This is a genomic window from Roseibium sp. AWQ4_290 (assembly GCF_056160985.1).
The window spans coordinates 14639-40083 of the sequence record NZ_JBSWYG010000031.1; the positions used below are offsets into that span (position 1 = coordinate 14639).

At 59.9% G+C, this 25445-nt stretch carries 25 protein-coding genes; 12 read left to right on the forward strand and 13 right to left on the reverse strand.

The window, feature by feature from the left end; all coding sequences use genetic code 11:
• Window positions 1-41 precede the first annotated feature (41 nt).
• The gene (locus ACXAH0_RS23450) at window positions 42-1226 is read right to left on the reverse strand and encodes an NAD(P)/FAD-dependent oxidoreductase (RefSeq protein WP_475195505.1); all 1185 of its coding nucleotides are present in this window, start codon (window positions 1224-1226) and stop codon (window positions 42-44) included.
• Between the two features lie 358 nt (window positions 1227-1584).
• On the opposite strand from ACXAH0_RS23450, the gene ACXAH0_RS23455 reads away from it, so the two are divergent.
• Window positions 1585-2472, forward strand: a complete 888-nt coding sequence (locus tag ACXAH0_RS23455; RefSeq protein WP_475185963.1) for a DMT family transporter — start codon at window positions 1585-1587, stop codon at window positions 2470-2472.
• On the opposite strand, the gene ACXAH0_RS23460 is transcribed toward ACXAH0_RS23455, so the two are convergent.
• The gene (locus tag ACXAH0_RS23460) at window positions 2469-3368 is read right to left on the reverse strand and encodes a YihY/virulence factor BrkB family protein (protein WP_475185967.1); all 900 of its coding nucleotides are present in this window, start codon (window positions 3366-3368) and stop codon (window positions 2469-2471) included. The two genes, ACXAH0_RS23455 and ACXAH0_RS23460, sit on opposite strands and share 4 nt — an antisense overlap.
• A 165-nt stretch (window positions 3369-3533) precedes the next feature.
• On the opposite strand from ACXAH0_RS23460, the gene ACXAH0_RS23465 reads away from it, so the two are divergent.
• Both ACXAH0_RS23465 and ACXAH0_RS23470 read left to right on the forward strand, forming a co-directional pair.
• Window positions 3534-5222 (forward strand): acyl-CoA dehydrogenase family protein, encoded by a 1689-nt coding sequence (locus tag ACXAH0_RS23465; protein WP_475195507.1) that lies wholly within the window; start codon window positions 3534-3536, stop codon window positions 5220-5222.
• 230 nt (window positions 5223-5452) lie between these two features.
• A complete protein-coding gene (locus tag ACXAH0_RS23470; protein ID WP_475195508.1) occupies window positions 5453-5833 on the forward strand; it encodes a YkvA family protein in 381 nt (126 codons plus the stop codon).
• A 38-nt stretch (window positions 5834-5871) separates the two neighbouring features.
• On the opposite strand, the gene ACXAH0_RS23475 is transcribed toward ACXAH0_RS23470, so the two are convergent.
• Window positions 5872-6339: a translation initiation factor IF-3 gene (locus ACXAH0_RS23475; RefSeq protein ID WP_475185977.1), complete on the reverse strand. Its 468-nt coding sequence runs from the start codon at window positions 6337-6339 to the stop codon at window positions 5872-5874.
• Window positions 6340-6639: 300 nt separating this feature from the next.
• Between ACXAH0_RS23475 and infC the strand changes: the two genes are divergently transcribed.
• A complete protein-coding gene (gene infC, locus ACXAH0_RS23480; RefSeq protein WP_475186051.1) occupies window positions 6640-7179 on the forward strand; it encodes a translation initiation factor IF-3 in 540 nt (179 codons plus the stop codon).
• Window positions 7180-7379: 200 nt separating this feature from the next.
• On the opposite strand, the gene ACXAH0_RS23485 is transcribed toward infC, so the two are convergent.
• From ACXAH0_RS23485 to secA, 8 genes are all read right to left on the reverse strand, one after another.
• The gene (locus ACXAH0_RS23485) at window positions 7380-7901 is read right to left on the reverse strand and encodes a VPLPA-CTERM sorting domain-containing protein (RefSeq protein ID WP_475185982.1); all 522 of its coding nucleotides are present in this window, start codon (window positions 7899-7901) and stop codon (window positions 7380-7382) included.
• Between the two features lie 243 nt (window positions 7902-8144).
• A complete protein-coding gene (locus ACXAH0_RS23490) occupies window positions 8145-9128 on the reverse strand; it encodes a DUF808 domain-containing protein (protein WP_475185986.1) in 984 nt (327 codons plus the stop codon).
• A 255-nt stretch (window positions 9129-9383) separates the two neighbouring features.
• On the reverse strand, window positions 9384-10391 hold the full coding sequence (locus ACXAH0_RS23495; RefSeq protein ID WP_475195510.1) for a Gfo/Idh/MocA family protein: 1008 nt from the start codon (window positions 10389-10391) through the stop codon (window positions 9384-9386).
• A 127-nt stretch (window positions 10392-10518) separates the two neighbouring features.
• On the reverse strand, window positions 10519-11427 hold the full coding sequence (ppk2, locus tag ACXAH0_RS23500; RefSeq protein WP_475185992.1) for a polyphosphate kinase 2: 909 nt from the start codon (window positions 11425-11427) through the stop codon (window positions 10519-10521).
• Window positions 11428-11650: 223 nt separating this feature from the next.
• Window positions 11651-13165 carry a glycosyltransferase family 39 protein gene (locus ACXAH0_RS23505; protein WP_475195511.1) on the reverse strand — a complete coding sequence of 505 codons (1515 nt, stop codon included), beginning with the start codon at window positions 13163-13165 and terminating at the stop codon, window positions 11651-11653.
• Window positions 13166-13167: 2 nt separating this feature from the next.
• Entirely contained in the window at window positions 13168-13602 is a 435-nt protein-coding gene (locus ACXAH0_RS23510) for a GtrA family protein (protein WP_475186054.1), read from the reverse strand.
• A gap of 16 nt (window positions 13603-13618) precedes the next feature.
• Window positions 13619-14695, reverse strand: coding sequence for a glycosyltransferase family 2 protein (locus ACXAH0_RS23515; protein WP_475185999.1), 1077 nt, complete (start codon window positions 14693-14695; stop codon window positions 13619-13621).
• 174 nt (window positions 14696-14869) lie between these two features.
• Window positions 14870-17644, reverse strand: coding sequence for a preprotein translocase subunit SecA (gene secA, locus ACXAH0_RS23520; RefSeq protein ID WP_475186056.1), 2775 nt, complete (start codon window positions 17642-17644; stop codon window positions 14870-14872).
• A 265-nt stretch (window positions 17645-17909) separates the two neighbouring features.
• Here secA and ACXAH0_RS23525 point away from each other — a divergent pair, with 265 nt between their 5' ends.
• From ACXAH0_RS23525 to ACXAH0_RS23540, 4 genes are all read left to right on the forward strand, one after another.
• Complete coding sequence (locus ACXAH0_RS23525) at window positions 17910-18785, forward strand: peptidylprolyl isomerase (RefSeq protein ID WP_475186003.1); 876 nt, start codon at window positions 17910-17912, stop codon at window positions 18783-18785.
• A gap of 160 nt (window positions 18786-18945) precedes the next feature.
• Entirely contained in the window at window positions 18946-20187 is a 1242-nt protein-coding gene (argJ, locus tag ACXAH0_RS23530; protein WP_475186006.1) for a bifunctional glutamate N-acetyltransferase/amino-acid acetyltransferase ArgJ, read from the forward strand.
• 84 nt (window positions 20188-20271) lie between these two features.
• A complete protein-coding gene (mutT, locus tag ACXAH0_RS23535) occupies window positions 20272-20673 on the forward strand; it encodes an 8-oxo-dGTP diphosphatase MutT (protein WP_475186008.1) in 402 nt (133 codons plus the stop codon).
• Between the two features lie 41 nt (window positions 20674-20714).
• Window positions 20715-20930, forward strand: a complete 216-nt coding sequence (locus ACXAH0_RS23540; RefSeq protein WP_475186011.1) for a Flp family type IVb pilin — start codon at window positions 20715-20717, stop codon at window positions 20928-20930.
• Between the two features lie 47 nt (window positions 20931-20977).
• On the opposite strand, the gene ACXAH0_RS23545 is transcribed toward ACXAH0_RS23540, so the two are convergent.
• Complete coding sequence (locus ACXAH0_RS23545) at window positions 20978-21865, reverse strand: class I SAM-dependent methyltransferase (RefSeq protein WP_475186012.1); 888 nt, start codon at window positions 21863-21865, stop codon at window positions 20978-20980.
• A 212-nt stretch (window positions 21866-22077) separates the two neighbouring features.
• Between ACXAH0_RS23545 and ACXAH0_RS23550 the strand changes: the two genes are divergently transcribed.
• The 4 genes from ACXAH0_RS23550 to ACXAH0_RS23565 all read left to right on the forward strand — a co-directional run bounded on the left by ACXAH0_RS23550 (window position 22078) and on the right by ACXAH0_RS23565 (window position 24747).
• Window positions 22078-22854 (forward strand): double zinc ribbon domain-containing protein, encoded by a 777-nt coding sequence (locus tag ACXAH0_RS23550; protein ID WP_475195512.1) that lies wholly within the window; start codon window positions 22078-22080, stop codon window positions 22852-22854.
• Between the two features lie 120 nt (window positions 22855-22974).
• The gene (grxC, locus tag ACXAH0_RS23555; RefSeq protein WP_475186017.1) at window positions 22975-23232 is read left to right on the forward strand and encodes a glutaredoxin 3; all 258 of its coding nucleotides are present in this window, start codon (window positions 22975-22977) and stop codon (window positions 23230-23232) included.
• Between the two features lie 127 nt (window positions 23233-23359).
• Complete coding sequence (locus ACXAH0_RS23560; protein ID WP_475195514.1) at window positions 23360-24220, forward strand: carbon-nitrogen hydrolase family protein; 861 nt, start codon at window positions 23360-23362, stop codon at window positions 24218-24220.
• Complete coding sequence (locus tag ACXAH0_RS23565; RefSeq protein ID WP_475195516.1) at window positions 24217-24747, forward strand: DUF1178 family protein; 531 nt, start codon at window positions 24217-24219, stop codon at window positions 24745-24747. Before ACXAH0_RS23560 ends, ACXAH0_RS23565 begins: the two co-directional genes overlap by 4 nt.
• Before the next feature lie 75 nt (window positions 24748-24822).
• Here the strand turns inward: ACXAH0_RS23565 and ACXAH0_RS23570 are convergent, their stop codons facing one another.
• On the reverse strand, window positions 24823-25332 hold the full coding sequence (locus tag ACXAH0_RS23570) for a hypothetical protein (RefSeq protein WP_475195517.1): 510 nt from the start codon (window positions 25330-25332) through the stop codon (window positions 24823-24825).
• Window positions 25333-25445: the final 113 nt, after the last annotated feature.

The following is a 25445-nucleotide window of genomic DNA, read 5'->3' on the forward strand; positions in this document are numbered from 1 at the left end:
CCGCTCCAGGCCCCGGCTCAAGGCCGGGGCGGCTCTGAAGCTTAGGCCTCCGGCAGCAGATCTGTCCGCCAGGGCTCGCCGATCACCCGGCGGGACATCATATGCGAGCGCGGGGAATTGATGCTGTCGACCGCAACTAGGGCGCCGTCCTTCAGATAGGCGACATAGAACTTGTGATCGTCCGGTGATCCGGCAAGGACCGTTTCATCATAGCCTTCCGACAGGCCCGCGATCTGCAGCTTGATGTTGTACTGGTCGGACCAGAACCAGGGCAGGGGATCGTAGTCGACCTCCTCACCCATGAGGGCCTTGGCTGCGGCCTTAGCCTGGTCAATGGCGTTTTGAACACTTTCCATGCGCACGGAGCGGTGATAGCGGCTGGAATAAAACCGGGTGCAGTCCCCCACAGCATAGATATCCGGATCGCTGGTCTGGCCACAGCCATCCACCAGAACGCCATTGTCCACTTCAAGCCCCGCCTCGGCCGCCAGCTGGTCGTTGGGCTCGGCTCCCACCGCGATCAGAACCAGTTCGGCGTCCAGAATGGTGCCGTCGGAGAGTTTGACGCCGGTGACCTTGTCCGTGCCTTCAATCGCGTCGATGCCGGTTTCCAGGCGCAGGTCAACGCCATTGTCCCGGTGCAGCTTGGTGAAATAGCTGGAGACCGCCTCGCTAACGACCCGCTTCATGGGCCGGTCCTGGGCCTCGATCACGCTGACTTCCTTGCCGAGCGCTCTGGCCACGGCCGCCACTTCCAGGCCGATATACCCGGCCCCGATGATCGCGATACGTTTGCAGTCCTGAAGGCCGTCGCGGATGGCGTCCACATCGGCGATGGAGCGCAGGGTCAAGACGCCTTTTTTGTCCGCGCCGGCCAATGGCAGGCTGCGGGCTTTGGTGCCGGTGGCCAGAACCAGCTTGCCATAGGGGAGTGTATCGCCATTTTGCAGCGTCAACCGTTTTGCGCCCCGGTCAATGGCAACCACCATGGTGCTGGGGATGTGATCGATGCGGTTGGTGTCAAAAAACGCAGGCGGGCGGAGCCAGAGCCCTTCCGCTCCCACTTCGCCGGACAGGTATTTCTTGGAGAGCGGCGGGCGTTGATACGGGGGATGTGGCTCGTCACCAATCAGGCGCAGGGGCCCGTCAAAGCCTCCCTGGCGAAGGGAGTGTGCCAGCTGCGCGCCAGCCTGTCCGGCCCCGATGATGACAATGTGTTCCTGCATTCCGTAGCGCCTTTTTGCCAGGATTTCAGGCGCTTCAAAAACAGGGGCGCCCGGCTTTGGGTGTTGTGCTTTCAGACCGTCACCTAGCATGAAGAACCGCCCGCCGCCAGCAGGGCGAAACGCCGCGTCTGGGGAGCGGCTTTCTTCTGGAAAACGGGCGGGGCAGGCCGGACCTCTCCAAAGAGAGGATTGCAGCAGGCGGCCGACCATCGTATGACCGGCGTGGATCTTTCCCGCCTTCCAGCCGATGTCCCGGATCTGCCCTTCAGGTTTTGTGCCGGATCCCCGGTCCCGTCTTGGTCTTTGGGAGCCTGGCAGACCTGCCTGGTCAGCTGCTTGAACAGTCAAGAGGCCTCTTTTGAACGCTCTGACCAAAACCGCTCCGGTTCTGTTTGTCCTGTTGTGGTCAACCGGATTTATCGGCTCGAAACTGGGGGCTCCCTATGTGGAGCCAATGGTGTTTCTCACCCTCCGGTTCGCACTGGTCCTGCCTGTGCTGTTTCTGCTGGCGCTTGTCCTGTCCAAGTCCTGGCCGTCCAACTGGCGGGCGGTTCTGCACTGTGTTGTCACCGGCCTGCTGGTGCACGGGATCTACCTGGCCGGGGTTTTCTGGGCGATCAAACACGGGCTTCCGGCCGGGGCGGCCGCCATCATTGTGGGTTTGCAGCCGGTGCTGACGGCCTTGATGGCCGTGGGGCTTCTGTCAGAGACCGTCAGCAAGCGGCACTGGCTCAGCATGGCGATTGGCGCCTGCGGTCTGGGATTGGTTTTGGGGCCGAAATTTGATCTGGGCGGCACCGGCATCACCGTTGCGACCGTGTCGGCCGTCGTGCTGTCGGTGGCTGCGATCAGCCTCGGCACGGTCTATCAGAAACGTTTTGTGCCCAAGACGGACCTTCTGGCCGCCACCGTCTGGCAATATGTGGGCGCTCTTTCGATCACGGCCCCGCTTGCGCTTGGCGAAAGCTGGCAGGTCATCTGGTCGGGTGAGCTCATCTTCGCCATGGCCTGGCTGGTTCTGGTCCTGTCTGTCGGTGCGATCCTGTTGCTGATGCTGCTCATTCGCAACGGCGCGGTCTCCCAGGTCGCAAGCCTGTTTTACCTGGTTCCGGCGGCAACCGCCGTGGAAGGCTATTTGCTCTTCGGCGAAACCCTGTCTCTAGTTCAGATCGCCGGCATGGCGCTGATCATTGGAGCGGTTCTGGTGATCCGCCGGAACCCGCAGCCTCGGGACGCCGGGGCCTAAGTACCCGCCGAGGGGGCTTCGGCGGACGCTTTCGAGCGGGTTTTCCGCCGGTCCGCGATGCGGCGCTGGCGGGAGATTGATGCGTTCAGCTCGCCGCCCAAAATGAACACCATCGCGCAGATATAAAGAAAGATCAGCGCGGTCATGATCCCGGCGAGGCCCCCATAGGTGGACACATAATTGGCAAAGCTGGCCAGATAGGCGCCAAAGGCACTGCCGGCAATGATCCACATGACAAGGGTTGCCAGCACCCCGGGCCACAGGTCCTGAAAGCTGCGCTTTCCAGCCGGCAGCAGCCAGTGAGTGACAAACAGGCCGACAATCAGCAGGGACCCGGCAATCGAATAGCGGGCCACATTGATCGAGAGCAGAAACGCTTCCACCTTCGGCACATAGGCCTGCAGGGCTTCAAGCGCGAGCGGAGCGAGAACCACCAGAAACGTGTAGGACAGCAGAATGGCCGCCCCCAGGAGCACCAGCCCGAGAGACTGAAGCCGCAGCAGCACGATCGAGCGGTGCTCATGTTGCCGGTAGGCCCGGTTGAGGGCCGTGCGCAGGGCTTCCACCCCGTTTGAAGCGAACCATAAGGCGGCCACGGCACCAAAAGTCAGAAGGTCTCCGCGCCGGACCGTGAGCACATTGTTGATTTCCCGTACCACCGGGGCTGCCACCGTTTCCGGCCAGGCTTCAAACACAAGCTCCGAGACCGTGTTTGCCGCACCTGTCATGCCCAGAAAGGCGGCCAGGGAGGCGATGAAGATCAGCAACGGAAAGATCGCCAGGAGGCCGGACAGAGCGACATGGCTGGCCATGGCAAAGCCATCGTCTCTGGCGAAATGGCCAATTGCGTCCTTCAGGACCGCATAAACGGAAACAAATGTCTGTCGAACACCCATGGCCCTGATGTGGCCCCCGGGGCCTTGGGCCGTCAAGAGTGGAGGCGGCAAAAATGCCCCCCTCCAAAAGGAGAACAAATTCCGGCTCGACAAATCAGGGTGTGCGACGCAACATAGCTTCAACAAAAAGCGAATTTACGCAACAAATGAAAACGGAGATCGCCTATGTCCCCTGCAGCCCTTACGGCAGCAGATGCGCCGGAGAGCCTGAGCGAATATAGAGCCACCGCCATCGGGTCCCTGGATCGGCTGCTTGATCTTGCAGCGCAGCGCGTGAGCGCGAAGGTCACGGAAGGCGGACGCCTGTCCTCCCGGCTGATGGAGCAGGAGCAGCGGGCCACCCACGGTCTGGCCTGGATGGCGACCTATGTGGAATCCTTGCGCCAGCTGGACGCCTATGCGAGGCGGCTGGACGACGAAGGGCGCTGCGGGGGGCTGGAGGAGCGGCTGGTTCAGCTTGGCTTTGCCGAATATCTGGCGCAGATCTTTGGCGGCATCGCCATGAATCAGGGCGAGATAGTACGCCTTGCGGATCTGGGGCTCACGGGTGATGAGACCAGGAGCGCGCGCAGCGCGGAAATTGACGCCCTGATCGAGGCGGGCTCCCTTCCGGCTTTGAGGGCGCAGATCACGACTCTGATCCGGGATCAGGCCGGGCAGTCCACGTTTGGCGATTCCGGTCTGGATGAGACCATGGAGCAGATCCGCAATGAAATGCGGCGCTTTGCGGAGGATATGGTCACGCCTCACGCCCATCAGTGGCACCTGAGCAATGACTACATTCCGATGAACGTCATTTCCCAGATGTCCGAACTGGGTGTGTTCGGCCTGACCATTCCGGAGGCGTATGGTGGTCTGGGGCTCGGCAAAGAAGCCATGTGTGTGGTCTCCGAAGAACTCTCCAGGGCCTATATCGGGGTCGGCTCCCTGGGCACCCGGTCCGAAATCGCCGCAGAATTGATTCTGTGCGGGGGAACAGAGGCGCAGAAACAGAAGTGGCTGCCGAAGATCGCGTCGGGCGAGATCCTGCCAACGGCCGTCTTTACCGAGCCCAATACCGGGTCCGATCTGGCGTCGTTAAAGACACGGGCGGTGAAAGAGGGAGACAGCTGGAAGATTTACGGCAACAAGACCTGGATCACCCATCCGGTGCGGGCCGATGTCATGACCCTCCTGGCTCGCACTGATCCGGAACAGCCCGGCTACAAGGGCCTGTCCATGTTCCTTGCGGAAAAGCCGCGCGGCACGGACGAGACCCCTTTCCCGGCTGAGGGCATGAGCGGCGGCGAGATCGAGGTGCTCGGCTATCGGGGCATGAAGGAGTATGAAATTGCTTTTGACGGCTTTGAGGTCAGCGCGGACGGCTTGCTGGGGCAGGTCGAAGGCGAAGGCTTCAAGCAGTTGATGCAGACCTTTGAAGGCGCCCGTATTCAAACGGCTGCGCGCGCCCTCGGTGTGGCCCAGGCAGCGCTTGATCTGGGGCTGCGCTATGCGGAGGAGCGCAATCAGTTCGGCAAGGCGCTTGTCGAATTTCCACGGGTGTCCGACAAGCTGGCCATGATGGCCGCCGAGGTGATGATTGCCCGCCAGCTCACGTATTTTTCCTCATGGCAGAAGGATTCCGGCAAGCGCTGCGATCTGGAGGCAGGTATGGCCAAACTGCTTGGGGCCCGGGTGGCCTGGGCCGCAGCCGACAACGCATTGCAGATCCACGGCGGCAACGGCTTTGCCCTGGAATATGAGATTTCCCGGGTTTTGTGCGACGCCCGCATCTTGAACATCTTTGAAGGGGCGGCAGAGATTCAGGCCCAGGTGATTGCCCGCCGTCTTCTGGAAACCCGTGGGAATGCCTGAAAGCTGGGGGCTGTCGGGGGCTGTATCACGCTGCTTGACCGGCCAGCCAGGCTGATCTGCGCACCTTCTCTTGCCCTCGAACCTGAAAACCCCCTCCAACAGGCTCGTATTTATCTAGGTTGGTATGACACGCTTGAAGAGCCTTTCCCGTGCGTTGCACATGGGGCGGATTTGAATTTCTGCCCTTGCGCCCCCACATAGTTAGGTTATTGGAAAACGGGAGAGTGCATATGGCGTCTTCTTCGTCATTTGAAGAACTGGGCTTTGATCCGGAATATCTGGGGCCTGAAGACGAGCAGAAGACAACCGTGCGCCAGAAACTGCTGGCCACCGCCTGCAAGGCGGCCCGGCAGGTTCCGTTCATGGAAGATGTGGTGGCGGGCTATTACTGCGCGCTTGATCCCGCGACCCCGGCCAAGGTGCGGGCAACCGTGTTGGCGGCCCTTGCCTATTTTGTCCTGCCTCTGGACACGATCCCGGATTTCATCATAGGTGTCGGCTTTGGCGATGATGCAACGGTGCTGATGGCTGCAATCGCGATGATCCGCTCGCACATGCGCGACGACCATTACCATGCGGCGCGTGAGGCCCTGAAAGAGGACACTCTCTAGCGGGGGGCCGGATTCTCCTATGCCAATATCAACTGATATCAGGCGTCTGAGGTGTCGATCTTACCTGGGGCATTGTCCGCAGGCCTGTTTGCCATCCAGCACCCTGCCGTGCGCCCTGCAATGATCCAATAGACCAGACCGGCACAAAATCCGGCGGCCAGTGCCACGACACTTCCCGGCCGCAGGCCGCCAATGCCGGCCGCAGAGCCGAAGGTCCAGATCAGAAAGGCTATGGCCCCGCTTGCAGCCAGGTGGAATATGATGCTGCGCAGGCGGGCCAGTTCTGCAATAGTGATCAGGACACCGGCTGGGACCAGAACAGCTGCGCCGACGACACTTGCCCCGATCAGCCCACTGCCGACCATGGTGGCAAAGGCAATGGGGTCGCTGCCCGGATCGGTGGCCCTGAAAAAACCCCAGGAGAGGAAGAGGCCGCAGGAAATGAGCGCTGCGAGAAACCCGCAGACGATCTTCAGCAGCTGAAACACGAATTTTCCGCCGTCCAACGGACATTTCCTTCACTAAATGATCTATTCTGTTCTTACTTGTGATATTTTTCAGGACATTACAACAGGTGGTGGCTTTATCCGGGCGGGCCGGGCTTGCAGGAGGCTGCTACGTCACTTTATGGCGTACATTGTCGAAAACGCTGATTTCGGTTGACTTTTTGCCGGTTTCGCGGGAATTTGACGGATGCGCTAGGACAGATGCAACAGAGACCTTGGTACATGCGTTCCGAGGCCTTTTGTGCATCTTGAAAAGAGCCCGTTCTGGTGCTTGTTGAAACGATAGAGGAGATTGCGACCATTCGCCGTCCGTTCCGCGCCCCGCCCCCTACGAAGGAAGGCCCGCGCACTAACCAAGAAATTCGCGTTCGCGAAGTCCAGTTGATTGATCATGAAGGCGCTAACCGTGGCGTTGTGGCGACCGAAGAAGCGATGAATATCGCGTTGGATGCAGGCCTGGATCTGGTTGAAATCCAGCCCAATGCCAATCCGCCGGTCTGCAAGATCCTGGATTATGGCCGGTACAAATACCAGGCCCAGAAGAAAGCAGCAGAAGCCCGCAAAAAACAGAAGACCGTCGAGATCAAGGAGATCAAGATGCGTCCGAATATCGACACGCATGACTATGACGTGAAGATGAAGAGTATGCTGCGTTTTTTCAACGAAGGCGACAAGGTGAAGGTCACCCTCCGGTTCCGCGGCCGTGAAATGGCGCACCAGGATCTCGGCATGAACCTTTTGAACAAGGTGCGCGAAGAGACGTCGGAAATCGCCAAGGTCGAATCCGCACCGAAGCTCGAAGGCCGTCAGATGGTCATGGTGCTGGCGCCGCTGAAATAGTCTGCTTGCCGCATATGGTTTAAAGTAAGTAAAACCCCGCTCGGTGCGGGGTTTTTTTATGAACGCCTTTCGGTCGCCGGAGCAGAGCGGGAGGTCTTATAGCGTGTCACGATTAATCGGGTTTGCCTTTCGCTGCCTGAAATCAGAGATTTCAACGCAAAAGACAAAACGGTTTGAAACCATTTAAATGCAGACGCCGCCTAGAGCATCGTGCGATAAGTCTGCTTGCGGCGGCGGGCCAGAAGGCCAATCCCGGCCACGCCGGACACCAGCAACAGGGCCGTTGCGGGCAGGGGCACGGAGCGGGGGCTGCCCGTATAATAGATGGACGCATGGGAGAGGTCTTTCGATGCCTCCCAGGTTCCGGAGAGCGGGGTTGTTCCGGTCAGATCCAGAAGAAAGGCGGCAAATCCATCCCCGGCTTTCAGGGTGATCACAATGGAGCTCAGACCTGCCAGCGTGTCGAGCGTCCAGAAGCCTTCTTTGAGCCCGTTGGCCGGTGCCGTCGTAAATGTGATTTTTCCGGTGCCTGCGGTTGCGTCATCATTCTTGCCCGCCAGAGACCAGCCGGTGAATCCGAACAGGGTGTCAGTGTTGCTGATCTTGTCATTTTTTGTGCTGCAATAGGCCTGAGTGGCGTCGGTCAGCGTGAACGTTGCTCCGGACTTTCCCTTGCCCGTTACGGCACAACTTGCCGGGGCTGCGTGACCTGGCGCGGTCATGAGGGTGAGACCAACCGCCAAAGCCATAGTTGGCAAAAGGCTCTTCATCCAATCTTTTGAACACTTCACGACTGATAACCTCAAAATAACCTAAGGTTATCTGATGTAAAAACTTTTATTTGTTAATTAAATAAACGGATTTTCAGGGGGCTCTCGACAGAAATTACAACCTAAGCACACCTGTGACGTGTACTGAAGCGGCTCGCTTCGCCCCATGGCCGCTTTGATCAGCCTAAATCGGCCTCAATGTCCGCCGACATCAGCCGGTTTTTTGCGGAAGAGTGACCAGACCGGTTGGATGACTTTGCTGACAACCGGGATCAGGATCAAGCCCAGCAGCAGCCCGAAGCAGCCGTCGAGGGATGCGGTAACGGCCCAGGTCACGAACCCTTCCGCATAGCCGATCGCGTGCGCAGCCGCATGAGCGATGTCATGGATCAGCCCATAAGGTTGCTTCACGCCAAGGGCCTTTAGCCCGTGAATGACAATGGCACCACCAACCCACAGCATGGCGGCGGTTCCGACGGTCATGAGGAGCTTCAAAAATCCGGGCATGGCCGTCACGATCCCCCGGCCGAGGGCCCTCAGGGCGGCCAGACGGCTGCGGGTGGACAGCATCAGGCCAAAATCGTCGGCCTTCACGATCAGGGCCACCGAGCCATAGACCATCACAGTGATGCCGAAAGCGACAACGGCCAGAGTGGCCGCTTCCATCCAAAGCGTGCTTTGGGGAATTTCCGACAGGGCGATCGTCATGATCTCGGCGGATAGAATGAAATCGGTCTTGATGGCCCCGGAGACACGCTGCTCTTCCAGGTGCACCGCATCGACTGCTTCTTCCAGTGGCCTGTCCGCCGGGCCGTGGTCCTGTTTGGCCGCGAACAGGTGGTGGATCTTTTCCGCGCCTTCAAAACATAGATAAGACCCGCCCAGCATCAATAGCGGCGTGATCATCCAGGGCAGGTATTCATTGAGCAGCAGCCCGGCGGGCAACAGGAACAGGAGCTTGTTCTTGAGCGAGCCCCGGGCAATACGCCAGACGATCGGAATTTCCCGTGCGGGCTTGAAACCAGTCACATATTTTGGTGTGACGGCCGCATCATCGATCACCGCCCCGGCCGCCTTGGAACCGGCTTTAGCGGCCTGGCTGAGAACGTCATCCATGGACGCGGCCGCAACTTTGGCAATCGCGGCAACATCATCCAATAGGGCAAGCAATCCGCTCATCTGCACTCCAGTTTCTGATCAGGGCTTCAGGTCGGCCTCTCTTGTTGGGCCGTACCCTAGCGGGTCTTCGTGGCGTTCAAAAGGGCGCGGGTCCAGTGTGGTGAATTTGAAATAGGCCTCATTTTAGCAGGAACCGCCGGAGCGGATTTCAAATTCGAAAACCACAATATAAACAATCTCTTGTCAGTCACTTTGTTTAGTCTGAAGTTCGTTCGGAGCGTGCCGGGATATGTGACGAACTTCTGTTTCAGGTGACTAACGGATCTCCACCCAGGAACTTTTTTCCGCAGAGGCAAAGACCGCATCCAGGATTTTCATGTTCTGAACTGCGTCCTCCACACCGTAGGGAAGGGGAGCCTTGCCGGTCACGGCCCGCCCGAACACGTCGATCAGCTCGCCATACTGGTCGCAAGGCGCGATGGTCTCTGTCTCGGCGCTGGCGTCGGCAAAGCCGCTGCCATTGTCGAGGCGCAGCTTGACGGCCTCGCCTTGCGGCGCGTTGAAGGGGATGAGGATTTCCAGCCGCTTGCGCGTGCCCACAAGCTGGAGTCGCTGATACGGCGTCAGCTGCGTGGAGACGGTAAAGGCAAGCTGCCGCCCGCTGCCGAAATCCAGAAGTGCGCTGGTCAGGCGGTCCGTGCCAAAAGCCGGGTCCCGGTCCATCAGGGAGACCGCCCGCTGCGGTTCGGCGTCAAAGAAATACCGGCCTGCCAGCATGGTGTAGCAGCCGATATCCATCAGGGCGCCGCCGCCCATATCCGCCCGGTTGCGGATATTGTCCGGATCAGCGTTGAAATAGCTGAAAAAGCCCTGGATGGATTTCAGCTCACCCAGTTCCCCCGACCTGACAATCTCGCGGGCGCGGATCCATTGTGGATGGGCGCGCACCATGAAGCCTTCGGCCACCAGCCGGTCCTTGGGAAGCTCCAGCAGCGCCTTGGCCTCACGGGCGCTCAGGGCAACAGGTTTTTCGCACAGAACATGTTTGCCGGCGGCCACGGCCTGAAGGGTTACCGGCACATGCATGTGGTTCGGCAGCGGGTTATAGACCGCGTCAATATCAGGGTCGGCGAACAGTTCTTCATAGGAGCCATAGGCCTTGCCGATCCCTAGTGCCTCTGCGGCCTTGCGGCCACGGCCGAGATCGCGCGAGGCAATCGCCGCCGCCTGCCCTGTCCGGGATGCCTTGATGCCGGGAACAACCTTTTCCCGGCCGATTTTTGCAGTTGAGATGATGCCCCAGCGGACTTTGCTGCCGTTCATGATACTGCCTCCCGTGCCCCGGACCTCGCCGGTCTTGAAATCCTTTATATCTTGGTCTTGAGGTCGCATGAAAAATCCCGGCCCGCAAGGGCCGGGAGATCACGGTTGTGTCGTTGGGTCAAAGGCGTCAGAATTTCTGCGGAACGTAGAGGTGTTCGGGCAGCACTTTGCGCTCATAGTCCGGGTTGAAACGCCGCTCAGGCAGGGAAATCGGATCGTGGGGCACCTCTTCGTAAGGCATTTGTGACAGAAGGTGGCTGATACAGTTCAGCCGGGCCTGTTTCTTGTCATTGCCTTCCACGATGAACCAGGGGGCTTCAGGAATATTGGTGCGCTCGAACGTCTCTTCCTTGGCCTTGGTATAGTCTTCCCAGCGGATGCGCGATTCCAGGTCCATCGGCGACAGTTTCCACTGTTTCAAGGGATCATGGATGCGCATCAGGAAGCGCAGCTGCTGCTCTTCATCCGTAATAGAGAACCAGTATTTGATCAGCCGGACGCCGGAGCGCACGATCATGCGTTCGAATTCGGGGACATCGTTGAAGAACTGCTCCACCTGATCTTCGCTGGCAAAGCCCATCACCCGCTCCACCCCGGAACGGTTGTACCAGGACCGGTCAAACAGGACGATTTCCCCTGCCGCTGGCAGATGAGGCACATAGCGCTGGAAATACCACTGGCTCTTTTCCCGCTCGGTCGGAGCTGGCAGCGCAACAACCCGGCAGACCCGGGGGTTGAGACGCTGGGTGATCCGTTTGATCACGCCGCCCTTGCCGGCCGCATCCCGGCCTTCAAAGACAATGACGATCTTCTCCCCCGTATGCTGCACCCAGTCCTGAAGCTTGACCAGTTCCGCCTGCAGGCGGAGCAATTCATGGAAATAGGTGCTCCGGTCGATAGGGGACTTGTGCTTCTTGTCCGAAATGAACTGCAGGTCCCTGGCAACGAGACCGTCGTCAATTTCCATTTCCAGTTCTTCATCAAGGGAATCGGCCCATTCGGCCTCAACCCAGCTCTTTGCGCTGTCCTCGGTCATCCATCAGTCCTTATCAAAACTCACATCCATGAACCTCGGTCTGCCGCAACAAGAATGATGCCTTTCGGGCACATGCCGGTCAGTCTTGTGTCAACAGGCAGAGAGTCATCTCTCCCAGAGTGTGAACAGCTTAACCATGTAAGTTTTTTGACACTTTTGCCAGTTTGCTATGATCTGAGCACCCGGATCGCAGAAAGATCAGACAGGATGCGCCCGGCGTTGTCTATTGGACCGGCGCTTTGGCCACCTTGCCCGGAGGAATGATGACCCAGTTCACCCGGACGGGAGGGATGGCCGCCCCGGAGAGATAGCGGAAGGTCTGGCTGCCCTGGCGGACCGCCTTGGGATAATAGGCAAGCACTTCGTTGAGGGGCCGGTCCCTGTCGCCCCGCCAGACGATCATCAGGCCTTTTGTCTGCACATCCTCAAACGCAATCCAGGGGCTGAGACGGCGGCTGTGCAGATAGAACATGGAGGGCCGTCCGGGCGCATAGAGCGTGACATTTGCAGCGGACCACATGTCACCGGCCACATAGGCCAGATCCGTGCCCATCTCTGTGTGCCAGACTTTCGCCAGCGTTTCTGCAACCGCCTGGGCCGGATAGTGCATGCGGGTCTGTTTTTCCTTCCAATAGGGTTCGAGTACGGCCTGTCCGGCAAAGATGCCGAGGAAAAGCGCCTGAATGGCGAGGGCGGCGGCAAGGGCGCGTCTGGGGAAGGCCCACAGGCCCGGGAGGGCAGCGAACCTTACGGCAATGATCCCGGACAGGACAAACATCGGCGTGCCCCACATGTGCTCAAACTCGTTTCCGGTCAGCGCGGAGGCCAAGAGAACAACGGCCAGTGGCAGGAAGGCGAACCAAAGCAGGAACCGGTCGCCGGGCGGGGCCAGTGGCACGGCCTGGGCGGGCCGGTCGGAGCGGAAATGTTTGAGGCCCGCCCAGCCGAATCCGGTCAGACCGACAAGAAAGAGGCCTGCGTGGTTTCCGATTTGGGCTGCGAGGAAATTCAGCGGGTTGTAGACGTGACCGATCAGTGAAGACGCGGGTTTGCTGCGGCTGGCCGCATAGTCGAGGGTCAGGAAACCGGTTTTCAAAAGCCATAGGAAATGGGGCACCAGCAGAATGAGGCAGACCAGCGCACACAGCCAGGGGCCGGGCCGCCTGAGGAGCCGTCTGGCCTCTGCGAAGACCAGCATATAAAGCCCAATCGTGCCGATCAGAAGCATCACGAAATATTTCGTATACAGTCCGAAGGCTGCCACTATGCCCAGAAGCAGCCAGTCGCTCAGCCGGTCCTTCTCCAGAACACGCCAGAACAGCAGGATCATGCCGCTCCAGACCGGGATCTGCAGGATGTTTGGATTGAACTCCGGCATCGGCAGAGTGAAGTAGAAGGTGACGCTGGTCAGCACCAGCGCCCAGAAGGCTTGTTGCTGGTTCATGCCGAGACGGCGGGCGAGCTGCCAGATGAAGAAATAACCGAGACCGGCGGACAGGGCGCTTAGCCAGTAGCCCCCGAAATAATGGCCGCCGGACAGAAAGTAGGTTGCTTCCAGCAGCCAGGCCTGCATGGGGGGATGTTTGGTATAGCCGAGCTGAAGTTCCCGCCCCCAGGCAAAGCCTTCCACCACATCCAGCGGCGGGCCGGGAAAGGTCAGGCTGGGCACAAGGCCATAGAGCAGACAGACGCAAACAGCATAGAGCAAGGCCGCCTGCGCACCGGAAAGCTTTGTCATGGTCAGGGATCTTCAGGGGCAAGAGGGTCGGCGGCGGGATCTGCGGACCGGTGCGAAAAAGCCCAGAGCCGGGCGCCTAGAAACGAAAAGGCGGGCACAACCGCAATGGCCAGCCAGAGGCCGTAGATCTTCGGCCAGGGGGCAAAGGTGAGCCACAGCGCCAGAATTGTGGAATTCAAGGCAAAACCGCTCACCGAGATGATCAGGAAGCGGACAATGGTTTTCAAAAAGGTTCCGGCGCGTTTCAGGTGGCTGAAGCTCCAGAAATAGTGGCCGCTGAAGGAGACCGTGAAGGCGGCCAGAAACCCGCCAATGTTGGATGGGACCACCGGCAGCAGCCCGCTCTTGAAGAGTCCTGAGGCGACCACCGCATGGGTGAGGGTGGCCACCACGCCGACAATGGCAAATTTTCCGGCGGCGGCGGTTTCGGTCTTCAGGCGTTGCCGGTTCGCATCAGCCAGCATGTGTGTCCTTGCTGGAGGCAGTGGCAGCCGGATCGTCCGTTTGCGCTTCGTTGGTACTTTGGCTTGCCGGAGTGCCGGGCTGGCCTTCGATGACATCCTGCAGAATATAGACTGGACGCTGTTTGGATTCGCTGAAGAGGCGGCCGACATATTCGCCGATCATGCCGATGGACAGAAGCTGGGCCCCGGAAAAAAACAGCACGGCTACCATGAGCGAGGCATAGCCCGGCACATCGACGCCAAAAATGCTCACTTGCAGGATCAGGAACAGGGCATAGGCGAAAGCGCCGCAGGAAATCAGGGCGCCGCCATAGGACCAGATCCGCAGTGGCATGGTGGTGAAACTGGTCAGCCCGTCCAGCGCAAAATTCCACAGCTTCCAGTAGTTGAACTTGCCGCTTCCGGCCTTGCGCGGCGGGCGCTCATAGGGAAGTGCCATGGAGGGAAAGCCAACCCAGGCAAACAGGCCCTTCATAAACCGGCTGCGCTCCGGCAGCCGCAAAAGGGCATCGATGACAGCCCGGTCGATCAGCCGGAAATCCCCGGCATTGGCCGGCATGTCGATATTGGCGAGCCGGTTGAAGAGTTTGTAGAACAGGTTCGCGGTAGACCGTTTCATCAGCGTGTCGGATGACCGGTCGACCCTCAGGCCATAAATGACGTCATAGCCGGAGCGCCAGCCGTCGAGCATGTCAAGGATCAGCTCGGGCGGGTCCTGCAGATCCGCATCCATGATGACCGCGATGTCCCCCTTGACCGCTTCCAAACCGGCCGAGAGCGCGGCTTCCTTGCCGAAATTCCGGGACAGGCCCAGAAGACGTCCGGGCAGGCCCCCGGACAGTTTGGCGGAGATGATATCTGCAGTCTTGTCCCGGCTGCCGTCATCTATGAAGACATATTCGTAAGGCAGCCCGGACGTTTTTAGAACCGGCAGGGTGGCGTCCAGAAAATGGCCGATCACGTCTTCTTCGTTGAAAACGGGGACGATGACGCTGAGCATCGGGGCCGCCGGGCGGATGCCTTCGCGGCGGGAGATATAAAGTTTTGAAGCGGCCGTCTGGTTCATGAAGATGCCGGATGTGCAGTCAGCGATTGGATTTCGCGCAAACTGCAGCAGATTCGGGCAAAACACCAGCCCTGCGGAGAACGGTTTGCGCACACGTTCTTTGCAAGGCGCAAAAAAGCCGGCGCATTTTGAAGGATACGCCGGCGCTTCTTGCGTGTCAGACAAAGGGCAGGCTCAGACGAGCGCCCCGTGACAGTGCTTGTATTTCTTGCCGGATCCACAGGGGCAGGGCTCGTTGCGGCCGACTTTGCCCCAGGTGGACGGATCTTGCGGATCGCGTTCGCCCGGCGGCACATTCCGGAGCTGGGCGTCAGCTGCAGCCATTTCGTCTTCCCCGGTCAGCGGGTTGATGTGGTGGGCATGCATTTCCGGTTCGTCCGGCATTTGCGGCGGCTGTTCTGTCACCAGCTCGACCCGCAGCAGCTGGGCCGTGGTCATCTGGCGCAATTGCGCAAGCATGGATTCAAACAGGGTGAAAGCTTCGGTCTTGTATTCCTGAAGCGGGTCACGCTGGGCGTAGCCCCGGAACCCGATGACCGAGCGCAGGTGATCCAGATTGGCCAGATGCTCGCGCCACAGATTGTCGAGGGTCTGCAGCAGGATCGTCTTTTCGACCTGGCGCATGATGTCCGGGCTGTATTTGGCCACCTTCTGGGCCATGGCCTCGTCGGCAGTCCGGCGCAGGCGCTCTTTCACCTCTTCTTCGGCAATGCCTTCTTCCGCTGCCCAGTCTTTGACCGGAAGATCCAGGTTCAGGTATTTGCCCACCTCTTCTTGCAAACCTTCAGTGTTCCACTGTTCGGGATAGGCGCGTTCGGGAATGTGGTTGGCGACCAGATCGTCAATCACATCGTGGCGCATGTCCGTGACCGCGTCCTGGATGGCCTCGCTGTCCATCAGCTCGATACGCTGCTCAAAGACCACCTTGCGCTGGTCGTTCATCACGTCATCGAATTTCAGGAGGTTCTTGCGGATGTCGAAGTTGCGGGCTTCAACCTTCTGCTGGGCCTTTTCCAGCGCCTTGTTGATCCAGGGATGGATAATGGCTTCGCCTTCTTCCAGCCCGAGTTTCTGAAGCATGGAATCCATGCGCTCGGAGCCAAAAATGCGCATCAGATCGTCCTGAAGCGACAGGAAGAACTTGGAATGGCCCGGGTCCCCCTGGCGGCCGGACCGGCCGCGCAGCTGGTTGTCGATGCGGCGGCTTTCATGGCGCTCGGTGCCGATCACATAGAGGCCGCCGGCCTGAAGCGCCTTTTCCTTCAGAGCCTCAACTTCCGAGCGGATCGCGGCTTCTTTCGTGCTGCGCTCTTCGCCTTCGGGCATGTCCCCCAGCTCCATTGCGATCTGCATGTCCGCATTGCCGCCGAGCTGGATGTCGGTGCCGCGGCCGGCCATGTTGGTGGCAATGGTCACGGCGCCGGGCAGGCCTGCCTGGGAAACGATGAAGGCTTCCTGTTCGTGATAACGGGCGTTCAGGACCGCAAAGATCTTGGACTTGCCATCGTCCTTCTTTTGAGCGGCGGCAAAGGCGGCCGGGTCGCTGAGATCGATCTGTTTGTAGCCGTGTTTCTTCAGCATTTCGGCCAGAAGCTCGGACTTCTCGATCGAGGTCGTGCCCACCAGGATTGGCTGGCCCCGCTCCTTGCAATCATCGATCAGCTTGACGATGGCGTTGAATTTTTCCTGGACCGTGCGGTAGACCTCATCGTCGTCGTCAATCCGTTTGACGGTGACATTGGTCGGAATTTCGACCACTTCCAGCTTGTAAATATCCGCGAATTCGTCCGCTTCCGTCGCCGCCGTTCCAGTCATGCCCGCGAGCTTGTCATACATGCGGAAATAGTTCTGGAAGGTGATGGAGGCCAGGGTCTGGTTCTCGGGCTGGATGCGCACTTTCTCGCGCGCTTCCAGGGCCTGGTGCAGGCCTTCGGAGAACCGGCGGCCCGGCATCATGCGGCCTGTGAATTCGTCAATGATAACGACTTCGCCGTTTCGGACAATATAATCCTTGTCACGCTGGAACAGCTTGTGGGCCTTCAGGGCCTGCTGCAGGTGGTGAACGACCGACACGTTCTCGACATCATAAAGGGAGCCGCCCTTCAGAAGATCGGCGTCGCTGAGCAGGGCTTCCAGTTTCTCGTTGCCTGCTTCGGTGAAGGTGGCCGAGCGCTGTTTTTCGTCGAGCTCGAAATCCTCTTCCGCCAGTTGGGGGATGAAGGCATCAACGGTGTTGTAGAATTCGGACCGGTCTTCCAAAGGACCGGAAATGATCAGCGGGGTGCGGGCCTCGTCCACCAGGATCGAATCGACCTCATCGACGATCGCATAGGAATGGCTGCGCTGCACCATCGAGGCCCGGTCATGCTTCATATTGTCCCGGAGGTAGTCGAAGCCGAACTCATTGTTGGTGCCATAGGTGACATCGGCTGCATAGGCCGCGCGGCGCTCCTCGTCGGACAGGCCGTGGGTGATGCAGCCGACGGTCAGGCCGAGGAAGCGATAGACCTGGCCCATCCAGTCACTGTCACGCTGGGCCAGATAGTCGTTCACGGTGACCACATGAACACCGTTGCCTGTCAGCGCGTTCAGGTAGACCGGCGCGGTGGCCACAAGCGTCTTGCCTTCCCCCGTGCGCATTTCGGCGATCTGACCCGAATTGAGCACCATGCCACCGATCAGCTGCACATCATAGTGGCGCTGTCCCAGGGCGCGCCGGGCGGCTTCGCGGACTGTTGCAAATGCGGGGGCGAGAATGTCGTCAAGGCTTACGCCGCTCTCGAGCTGGCTGCGGAATTCGGCGGTGCGCGCTTTCAGGGCGTCATCCGAAAGGGCCTGAGTTTCTGCCTCCAGGGCGTTGATCTCCTCGACCTTTGCCCGGAATGTCTTGATTCTGCGGTCGTTTGACGAACCGAAAAGCTTACGTGCTAAAGCGCCAAGGCCAGCCATGTGGCGGTCCTTCCTTACCGGGCGGCGCTCAATGGCAATCTGGCGCGCGCCCATGAAATCGTCTCAATTGCTGTCCACGGTCCCGCCGGGCAGATCGCCCGGCCGGAAAACGCGGCCTTAAAGATGCCATCCGGCTCAAGAGCAGGACCGCCCGACAGATAAGAGGGGGCTCTAAGCTTGTCAACGCTGCTGGAATAGGCAAAGTACCCCCGCCCTGAAGATTGAGGGCAATAAAGAGACCGTTCCCATAGGTAAAGGACTTCTTATGTTCCGAATTTCGATGCGCAGGCCCGTTCAGGCTGTTGCCGTTTCCCTTCTGGCCGTGACGCTCGGATCCGTTTCGCTGAAGGCAGCCGAACCGGACGATGTGGTGGCCAAGGTCGGTGATCAGGAAATCACCGAAGCCGACATCGCTTTTGCTGCCAAGGACCTGGGGCAGCAGTTGCAGCGCTTCCCGCCGGCGCAATGGCGTCAGATCCTGCTGGATGTGGTGGTTGATATGGAGCTCCTTGCCCAAGCCGCCCGCAAGGACGGCATCGACAAGGACCCGGACTTCCAGAAGCAGCTGGAATTTCTGGAGATGCAGGCACTGCGCAACGCCTATCTGGCCCAGAAGGTCGATGGCGGGATCTCCGAAGACGATCTGAAGGCGGCCTATGACAAGCAGTTCGCCGATTTTGAAGGTCCGGAAGAAATCCAGGCCCGGCACATTCTGGTCAAGGACAAGGCGGAAGCCGAAGCCGTGATCAAGGAGCTGGACGGGGGCGCGGATTTTGCGGAGCTGGCCAAGGAAAAATCAACGGGCCCGTCCGGCCCCAATGGTGGTGACCTTGGCTATTTCACAAAAGGCCAGATGGTCCAGCCGTTTGAAGAGGCGGCTTTCGCACTGGCGCCGGGCGACTACACCAAGGAGCCGGTTGAGACCCAGTTCGGCTGGCATGTGATCAAGGTGGAAGACAAGCGCCGTCAGGAAAAGCCGGCCCTTGAAGCCGTGTCCAAAGAGCTGCGGCAGCAGCTGGTGCGCGAGCGCTACGAAGCCAAGATGGCCGAGCTGAAAGATGCCATCAAGGTTGAGGTGCTCGATTCCGCGCTTGCCCAGCCGGCCGCCGAAGCCGACAGTGACGGCGAAAAGAGCGAATAAGCGTCAACAAACCGGTGCCAGCCCGGCGGGGAACCGCCGGGCCAGGTCTTAGCGGCCGCTGCGGGCTCTGAGCTGTCTGAGCTGCGCTTGAAAAGACTTGCGCTTGCCCAAGGCGCTCTCTATGGACTGCTGAACTCTTCAGTTTACCGGGACCTCAGCCATGTCCACGACCGTTTCTCCACTTGCTCCCAAATCCTATCCGGACCTGCCGCCGCTGGAAGGGGTGACCTTCGCAACGGCTGCCGCCGGCCTGAAATATGAGGGGCGGACGGATGTGCTGCTGGCGATGCTTTCAAAAGGTACTGCGGTGGCCGGAGTGTTCACCAGGTCGAAATGCCCGTCTGCTCCCGTCGATTGGTGCAAGGCGAAACTGCCGGGCGGAACGGCGCGGGCTCTGCTGGTGAATTCCGGCAACGCCAATGCGTTTACCGGCAAGAAAGGCGCGGATGCAGTTGACCTGTCTGCGCGGATCGTGGCTGAAGCGCTGGACTGTTCCCAGGACGAAATCTTCCTGGCCTCCACGGGCGTGATCGGAGAGCCACTGCCTGCCGGGAAATTCGGCGGCGTGGTCACGGACCTTGTCGGCGGGCAGGATGGCACGCTCTGGATGGACGCGGCCAAGGCCATTATGACAACCGATACCTATCCGAAAGTGGCCACTGCCCGGATTGATCTGGATGGTGAAGTGGTCACGATCAACGGGATTGCCAAGGGCGCGGGCATGATCGCGCCGGACATGGCGACCATGCTGTCCTTCCTCTTCACCGACGCGCCGATCTCCCAGACGGTGCTGCAGGCTCTCCTGAGCGGCGAGACCGGGGACAGTTTCAATGCGGTGACCGTTGACAGTGATACGTCGACCTCGGACACGGTGCTCTTGTTTGCCACGGGCAAGGCAGAGGCGCGTGGTATCGCACCGGTCACCTCTCTGGACGATCCGCGTCTTGAGACCCTGCGGGCGGCCTTGCGGGATGTCATGCAGGACCTTGCCCAGCAGATTGTGCGGGACGGGGAGGGCGCGCGCAAATTTGTCGAGGTCCGTGTGACCGGCGCCACAAGTGATGCGTCGGCAAAAACGATTGCGCTCGCCATTGCCAATTCCCCGCTCGTGAAAACCGCCGTGGCCGGAGAGGATGCGAACTGGGGCCGGGTGGTCATGGCCGTTGGCAAGGCCGGGGAGCCTGCCGACCGGGACCGGCTGGCAATCTGGTTCGGGGATGTGCGGGTGGCGCTCGATGGCGAACGGGACCCGGACTACAGCGAAGAGGCAGCCTCGGCCGTGATGCGGGAAGAGGGCATTGTCATCCGGGCCGATCTGGGGCTGGGCAGCGGTCAGTCGGTGGTCTGGACCTGTGATCTGACAAAAGAATATGTCGCGATTAATGGCGATTACCGAAGCTGACCCTGCTAGGCAGTCTTGACGGTTATGGGCGCGTCAGGCTTTCCAAAGTCTTCCTTCCTGTCTCACAATTGGACACAGAGTGAAATGACCAAAATTGTACTTGTTTCGGCTTGTGCGCTTGTGGATGCGGATGGCCGGATTCTCCTGGCGCAGCGGCCGGAAGGTAAGTCCATGGCGGGACTGTGGGAATTCCCCGGAGGAAAGGTTGAGCCCGGGGAGAGGCCGGAGGAAACATTGATCCGGGAGCTTCAGGAAGAACTCGGCATTGAAGTTAACGAAGCCTGTCTCGCCCCCCTGACCTTTGCGAGTCACGCTTATCAAGATTTTCATTTGCTGATGCCATTGTTCATCTGCCGCAAATGGTCCGGTGTTCCCCAGGGACGGGAGAACCAGGCCCTGAAGTGGGTCCGCGCGGTCAGATTGAGGGAGTATCCCATGCCGGCGGCTGACGAGCCGCTCATTCCTCACCTGATTGATGCGGTTTAAAGACGAAAACCATTTTACGTCCCGACCGGTGGGGGATGACAATGATGAAGACGCGATTGACTTGCAGGGCAGCCAAACAGGTTGCAGCCCGTTTCTGGAAAGACGAGACCGGAGCGACGGCCGTGGAATATGGCTTGCTCGCCGGTTTGATCAGTCTGGCAATTATTACCGGGCTTGCTGTCATGGGCACGTCCCTCAGGGACAATGTCTTTGGGGTGCTGTCGAGCGCGTTGACGGCCGCGACGTCGAGCAGCTAACCCGCGCTTTCAAAATTGGTGGGGCGGGTAGCGGACAACACCCTCGCTTACAGTTTTTCTTCCCGGGTTCCCAGAACATCGGCAAGCCGAGACTGGGCCGAGCCGGGGCGCAGCGGCTTTTGCTGGCTGTCATGGGGCGCCCAGCCCGACAGGGTGACAAGAGCAAAGGTCGCCCGGATGCGGCCGTCTTCATCGCAATGGTTTTGAGCATAAAGGTCGGCGGCGCGCAGCAGGGTTGCCCGGGACAGGGGCTGCTCCGGCCTTTCCGTCAGGATGGATGTGGCGCCCATGGCTCTCAGATCCTGCAGCAAGGCGAACATCGTATCATAGCGCACGGTCAGGCTGTCGAGATCGGTGACAGGCAGGGCAAATCCCGCGCGTTGCAGCAGTCCCCCCAGATCCCGCGTATCGGCAAACGGCAGCACACGGGCAGCCGCGCCGCCGGTCATCTCCAGTTCGGCGCGTGTCAGACTGTCCCGCAATTCGCTCAAGGTTCCTGCACCCGGCAGCGTCGCCAGGAACAGGCCGTCCGGGGCCAGCGCGCGCCGGATCTGGATCAGGCTTCCCGGCAAGTCGTTGACGGCGTGAAGCGAGAGCGCCGATACAATCAGGTCAAGGGACTTGTCCTTGAACGGCAGCAGGGCATCATCGCACACGAGACCGGGGGGCGGCAGGTCAGGGTCTTTGAAAAAGAGATCTGCGCGGACAAGCCGGTCAACCTTGCCGCAGGCCTCAAGCGCTTTTGAAATCAGGCCGCGGTGTCCGCCAAGATCCAGAGCGGTTGGAAAGCGCCGGGTGACGGCCAGGAGCCGGTCTTCCAGATCACGGGCAACCTCGGCCAGCAGGAAGTCGGCGCCCGCAGTTGCCTGCCGCAGAGCCCGCAAGCGTCTTTGACGGAAAAGGCGGCGGTCGAAGAGATCCGGTTGTGCGCTCACAAGACATCCTGACGCTTGGCATGAGATCCGCCGCTGACATAGGGCATGGGCACAAACACGTCAAAGAGAGTGTCCCTCAAGATGCCCTTTCAGGGCGGCTTTGTGCCAAACTCACTTGATAATGCGCCATCATATGGGGTTCTATCCATAAAGCTTGGTCTGCCGTCCAGGAGCTGGCGGCAACGGTGTTTTCGCAAGGCGGTATATCGCCGATGGTCATGTCAAATTGCCTGTCCGCGCTGCCCCGCACTCTGGCGCGCGGAGCCTTGGATCTTCTGCTGCCCTTAAGGTGTCTGAGCTGCGATGAGCGGGTCGGGACCGGGGAAGGGCTTTGCCCCGCCTGCTGGTCTGCCATGTCCTTTATCGAAAAGCCGGTCTGCTACCGGCTCGGCACGCCCTTTTCCTATGATATCGGAGAGGAGGCCTGGAGCCCGCGCGCGATTGCCGATCCGCCGCCATTTGAGCGCTCGCGCTCGGTTGCCTTTTATCAGGGAACCGCTCAGGCTCTGGTGCTTGCGCTGAAATTTGGCGGACGGCGGGAACTGGCCCGGCCGATGGGCCTCTGGATGCGGGCGGCGGGCCGCGATTTCCTGCAGCCCGACAGTCTTCTTGTGCCTGTGCCGCTCCATTGGTCGCGTCTTTTGTCCCGGCGCTTCAATCAGGCGGCCGCCCTCGCAAAGGTGATTGCGGAGGCCTGTGACGCCCCCTTTGCACCGGACACTCTGGTGCGCATCAAACGAACCCGGCAGCAGGTGGGCCTGTCCGCAGGAGAGCGGCACAAGAATGTGCGCTCCGCCTTTGCGGTTGGACGGAACAGGGCATCCCTTTTGACCAGCCGCCACGTTGTTCTTGTCGATGATGTGGTTACGACGGGTTCCACCTTGAGAGCCTGCACCCGGACCCTGCTCGGGGCGGGCGCCGCGTCTGTCGATGTGCTCACTTTTGCTCTTGCCGACCCGTCCCGGCAAGGACATCAGGAGCATTTTTGAGCGGCTTTGCGTTGTGTCAGGCCTTGTGTTTGTACGCCCGGCGCGCATATATCGCCCGGGTTTGAATACTTGCCGGCAAACAAGACCGGCAACTCCTTAAGGTGAAAGAGGGCGGTTGAAATGGCCGAAGTGGAAATCTACACGCGGCAGCTCTGCGGTTTTTGTACAGCGGCAAAACGGCTGCTTGACAAGAAAGGCGTAACCTACACGGAATATGATGCAACCTTTGATGGAGAGTTGCGCAAGATCATGGTCCAGCGGGCCAACGGGCGCAACACATTTCCGCAGATCTTTGCCGGTGAAACCCATATTGGCGGATGCGATGATCTGCATGATCTGGACCGGTCTGGCAAACTGGACGCCTTGCTCGGGTCGTGATCCTCTGTCGGGCGTTGCGCTGCTTGAACGGCCGGCCAGGCCGTCTTCAACAACGCGCCTTGACTGCAAACAGGAACAAGCCATCCGTTCGGTTTCTATCAACTGAGATTGGTATGAAAGGACGCCCATGACCAAAGTCACTGCAGCCTGCATTCAGCTGCGAAGCGGCAAGGATCCGTTGCACAATGCCGATGCGGCCGAGGCCCTCATCCGCTCAGCGGCCCGGGACGGGGCCACCTATGTGCAAACACCGGAAATGTCGAACATCCTGGTGCGGACGCGGGAGGAGTTGCAGGAGCGTATCGGAGCGCCTGAAGACGATGCCTTCTTGAAAATGGCCCGCAGGCTTGCCCAGGAGCTCAAGATCTACCTGCATATTGGCTCCCTTGCGGTTGTCAGCGATGCTGGCAAAGCCGCCAACCGGGCGGTCCTGATTGCACCGGATGGCCGCATCCTTGCGGCCTATGACAAGATCCATATGTTCGATGTGGATCTGCCCAATGGGGAGAGCTGGCGGGAGTCGGCCACCTATGAGCCCGGCGGTCAGGCCGTTGTGGCCGAGCTGCCCTTTGCGCGGCTTGGACTGGCGATCTGCTATGACATCCGTTTCCCGGCTCTTTTCCGTGCCCAGGTCCGGACCGGGGCGGAGCTGCTAACGGCACCGGCCGCCTTCACACGCCAGACCGGTGAATCCCACTGGCATGTGCTCCAGCGCGCCCGGGCGATTGAAAATGGCGCCTATATCTTATCCGCTGCCCAGGGGGGGCGCCACGAAGACGGGCGGGAAACCTACGGCCACAGTCTCGTTGTTGATCCCTGGGGCAAGGTGGTTGCCGAGCTCGATCACAATGAGCCCGGGGTGCTTTTGGCGGAGCTCGACACGGAGGCCGCCGCCGCCGCACGGGCCCGGATACCGGCACTTGCCAATGAACGGGATTTTGCCTGTGCCGTCGTTACGTCAGCGGCAACATTGGAGGAGCCTGCTTGATCAAATATTCGCTCATTTGCGAAGCCGAACACGGGTTTGAAGGCTGGTTCCGGAATTCCGGCGATTTTGAAGCGCAGCAGAGCCGCAGTCTGGTGACCTGTCCCGTTTGCGGATCATGTAACGTGTCAAAACGTCTGATGGCCCCGGCCGTGGCAACGTCCCGGAAAAAGGCGGCACGGCCCCCGGTGCTTGCCCCCGGTCAGCCGGGTGCAGAGCCGGGATCCGGCGCAAAGCAAGGGGCTGCGGAGCAAGCCCCGTCTGGCGGGGCGCTGCAGCCATCGGCTCTGTTGCCCAGCGACCTGCGCCAAAAGGAACTTGTTGAGGCATTGCGCCAAGTGCGGGCCCACATTGTTGAAACGTCAGAAAATGTCGGAGCAGACTTCGCCTCTGAAGCCCGCAAGATCCATTATGGGGAAGCGGACGTCCGCAATATTTATGGGGAAACGACACCTCAGGATGCGGCAGACCTCGTGGAGGAAGGGATTGCTGTTTTGCCCTTGCCGGATCTTCCCGAAGAGAAGAACTGATCTGTGCACGGCGGCATCGCTGCGCCGGTACGGGCAGCGGTGCTCGCGTTTGACGAGGCTGAGATCCTGAGGAGGTCAGGCCTTCGCGGGGGTGCTGGACCGGGCGCGCGGTTTGCGTGCGGCGGGTTTGGTCTCTTTCAGGCTTTCTTCTGCGGCCTTGCTCAATTCGCCGACGCTTTCCAGCGCCGTCTCGTTCAGCTCTTCAACCACGGCTGCATTTTCTGAAAAACTATCCCGGAACAACGCCGCCTGTTTTTCGAAATGGTTCTGATATTCGCTGGCCATTCTGGAATAGAACGCCTGCAATGTTGCCATGGTTTCGTCGGGCCCGTTGCATTGGCTCAGCGATTTTGCGCACTCAAAATCCTCATGAAGCCGGTGGCTGACAAATTCCATCTGGCCGTCAAATGCCTTTTCGGCCTGGGACCACATCACTTCGCCCATTTTCTGAAAGCTGGCGACGGTCTTGGCTTCGATCCGGTCTTCACGCTCTGCAAAGGCCCAGTTTGTAAAGGCCGGCATAGGCCAGTCAAAGGTCATGGGGTTGAAGTCGAATGCACCTGCTGAACTGCGTTTTGTTGGCATGAGAGATCCTCCGCTTGTTTGTCTTTCATGCGTTGGCCGGTGCCTGGTCCTCCCGGCACCGGTGGAACCCCAAAGATGCAAAACTCCGGGGGTGTCCGGCCGCGGCCGGATTT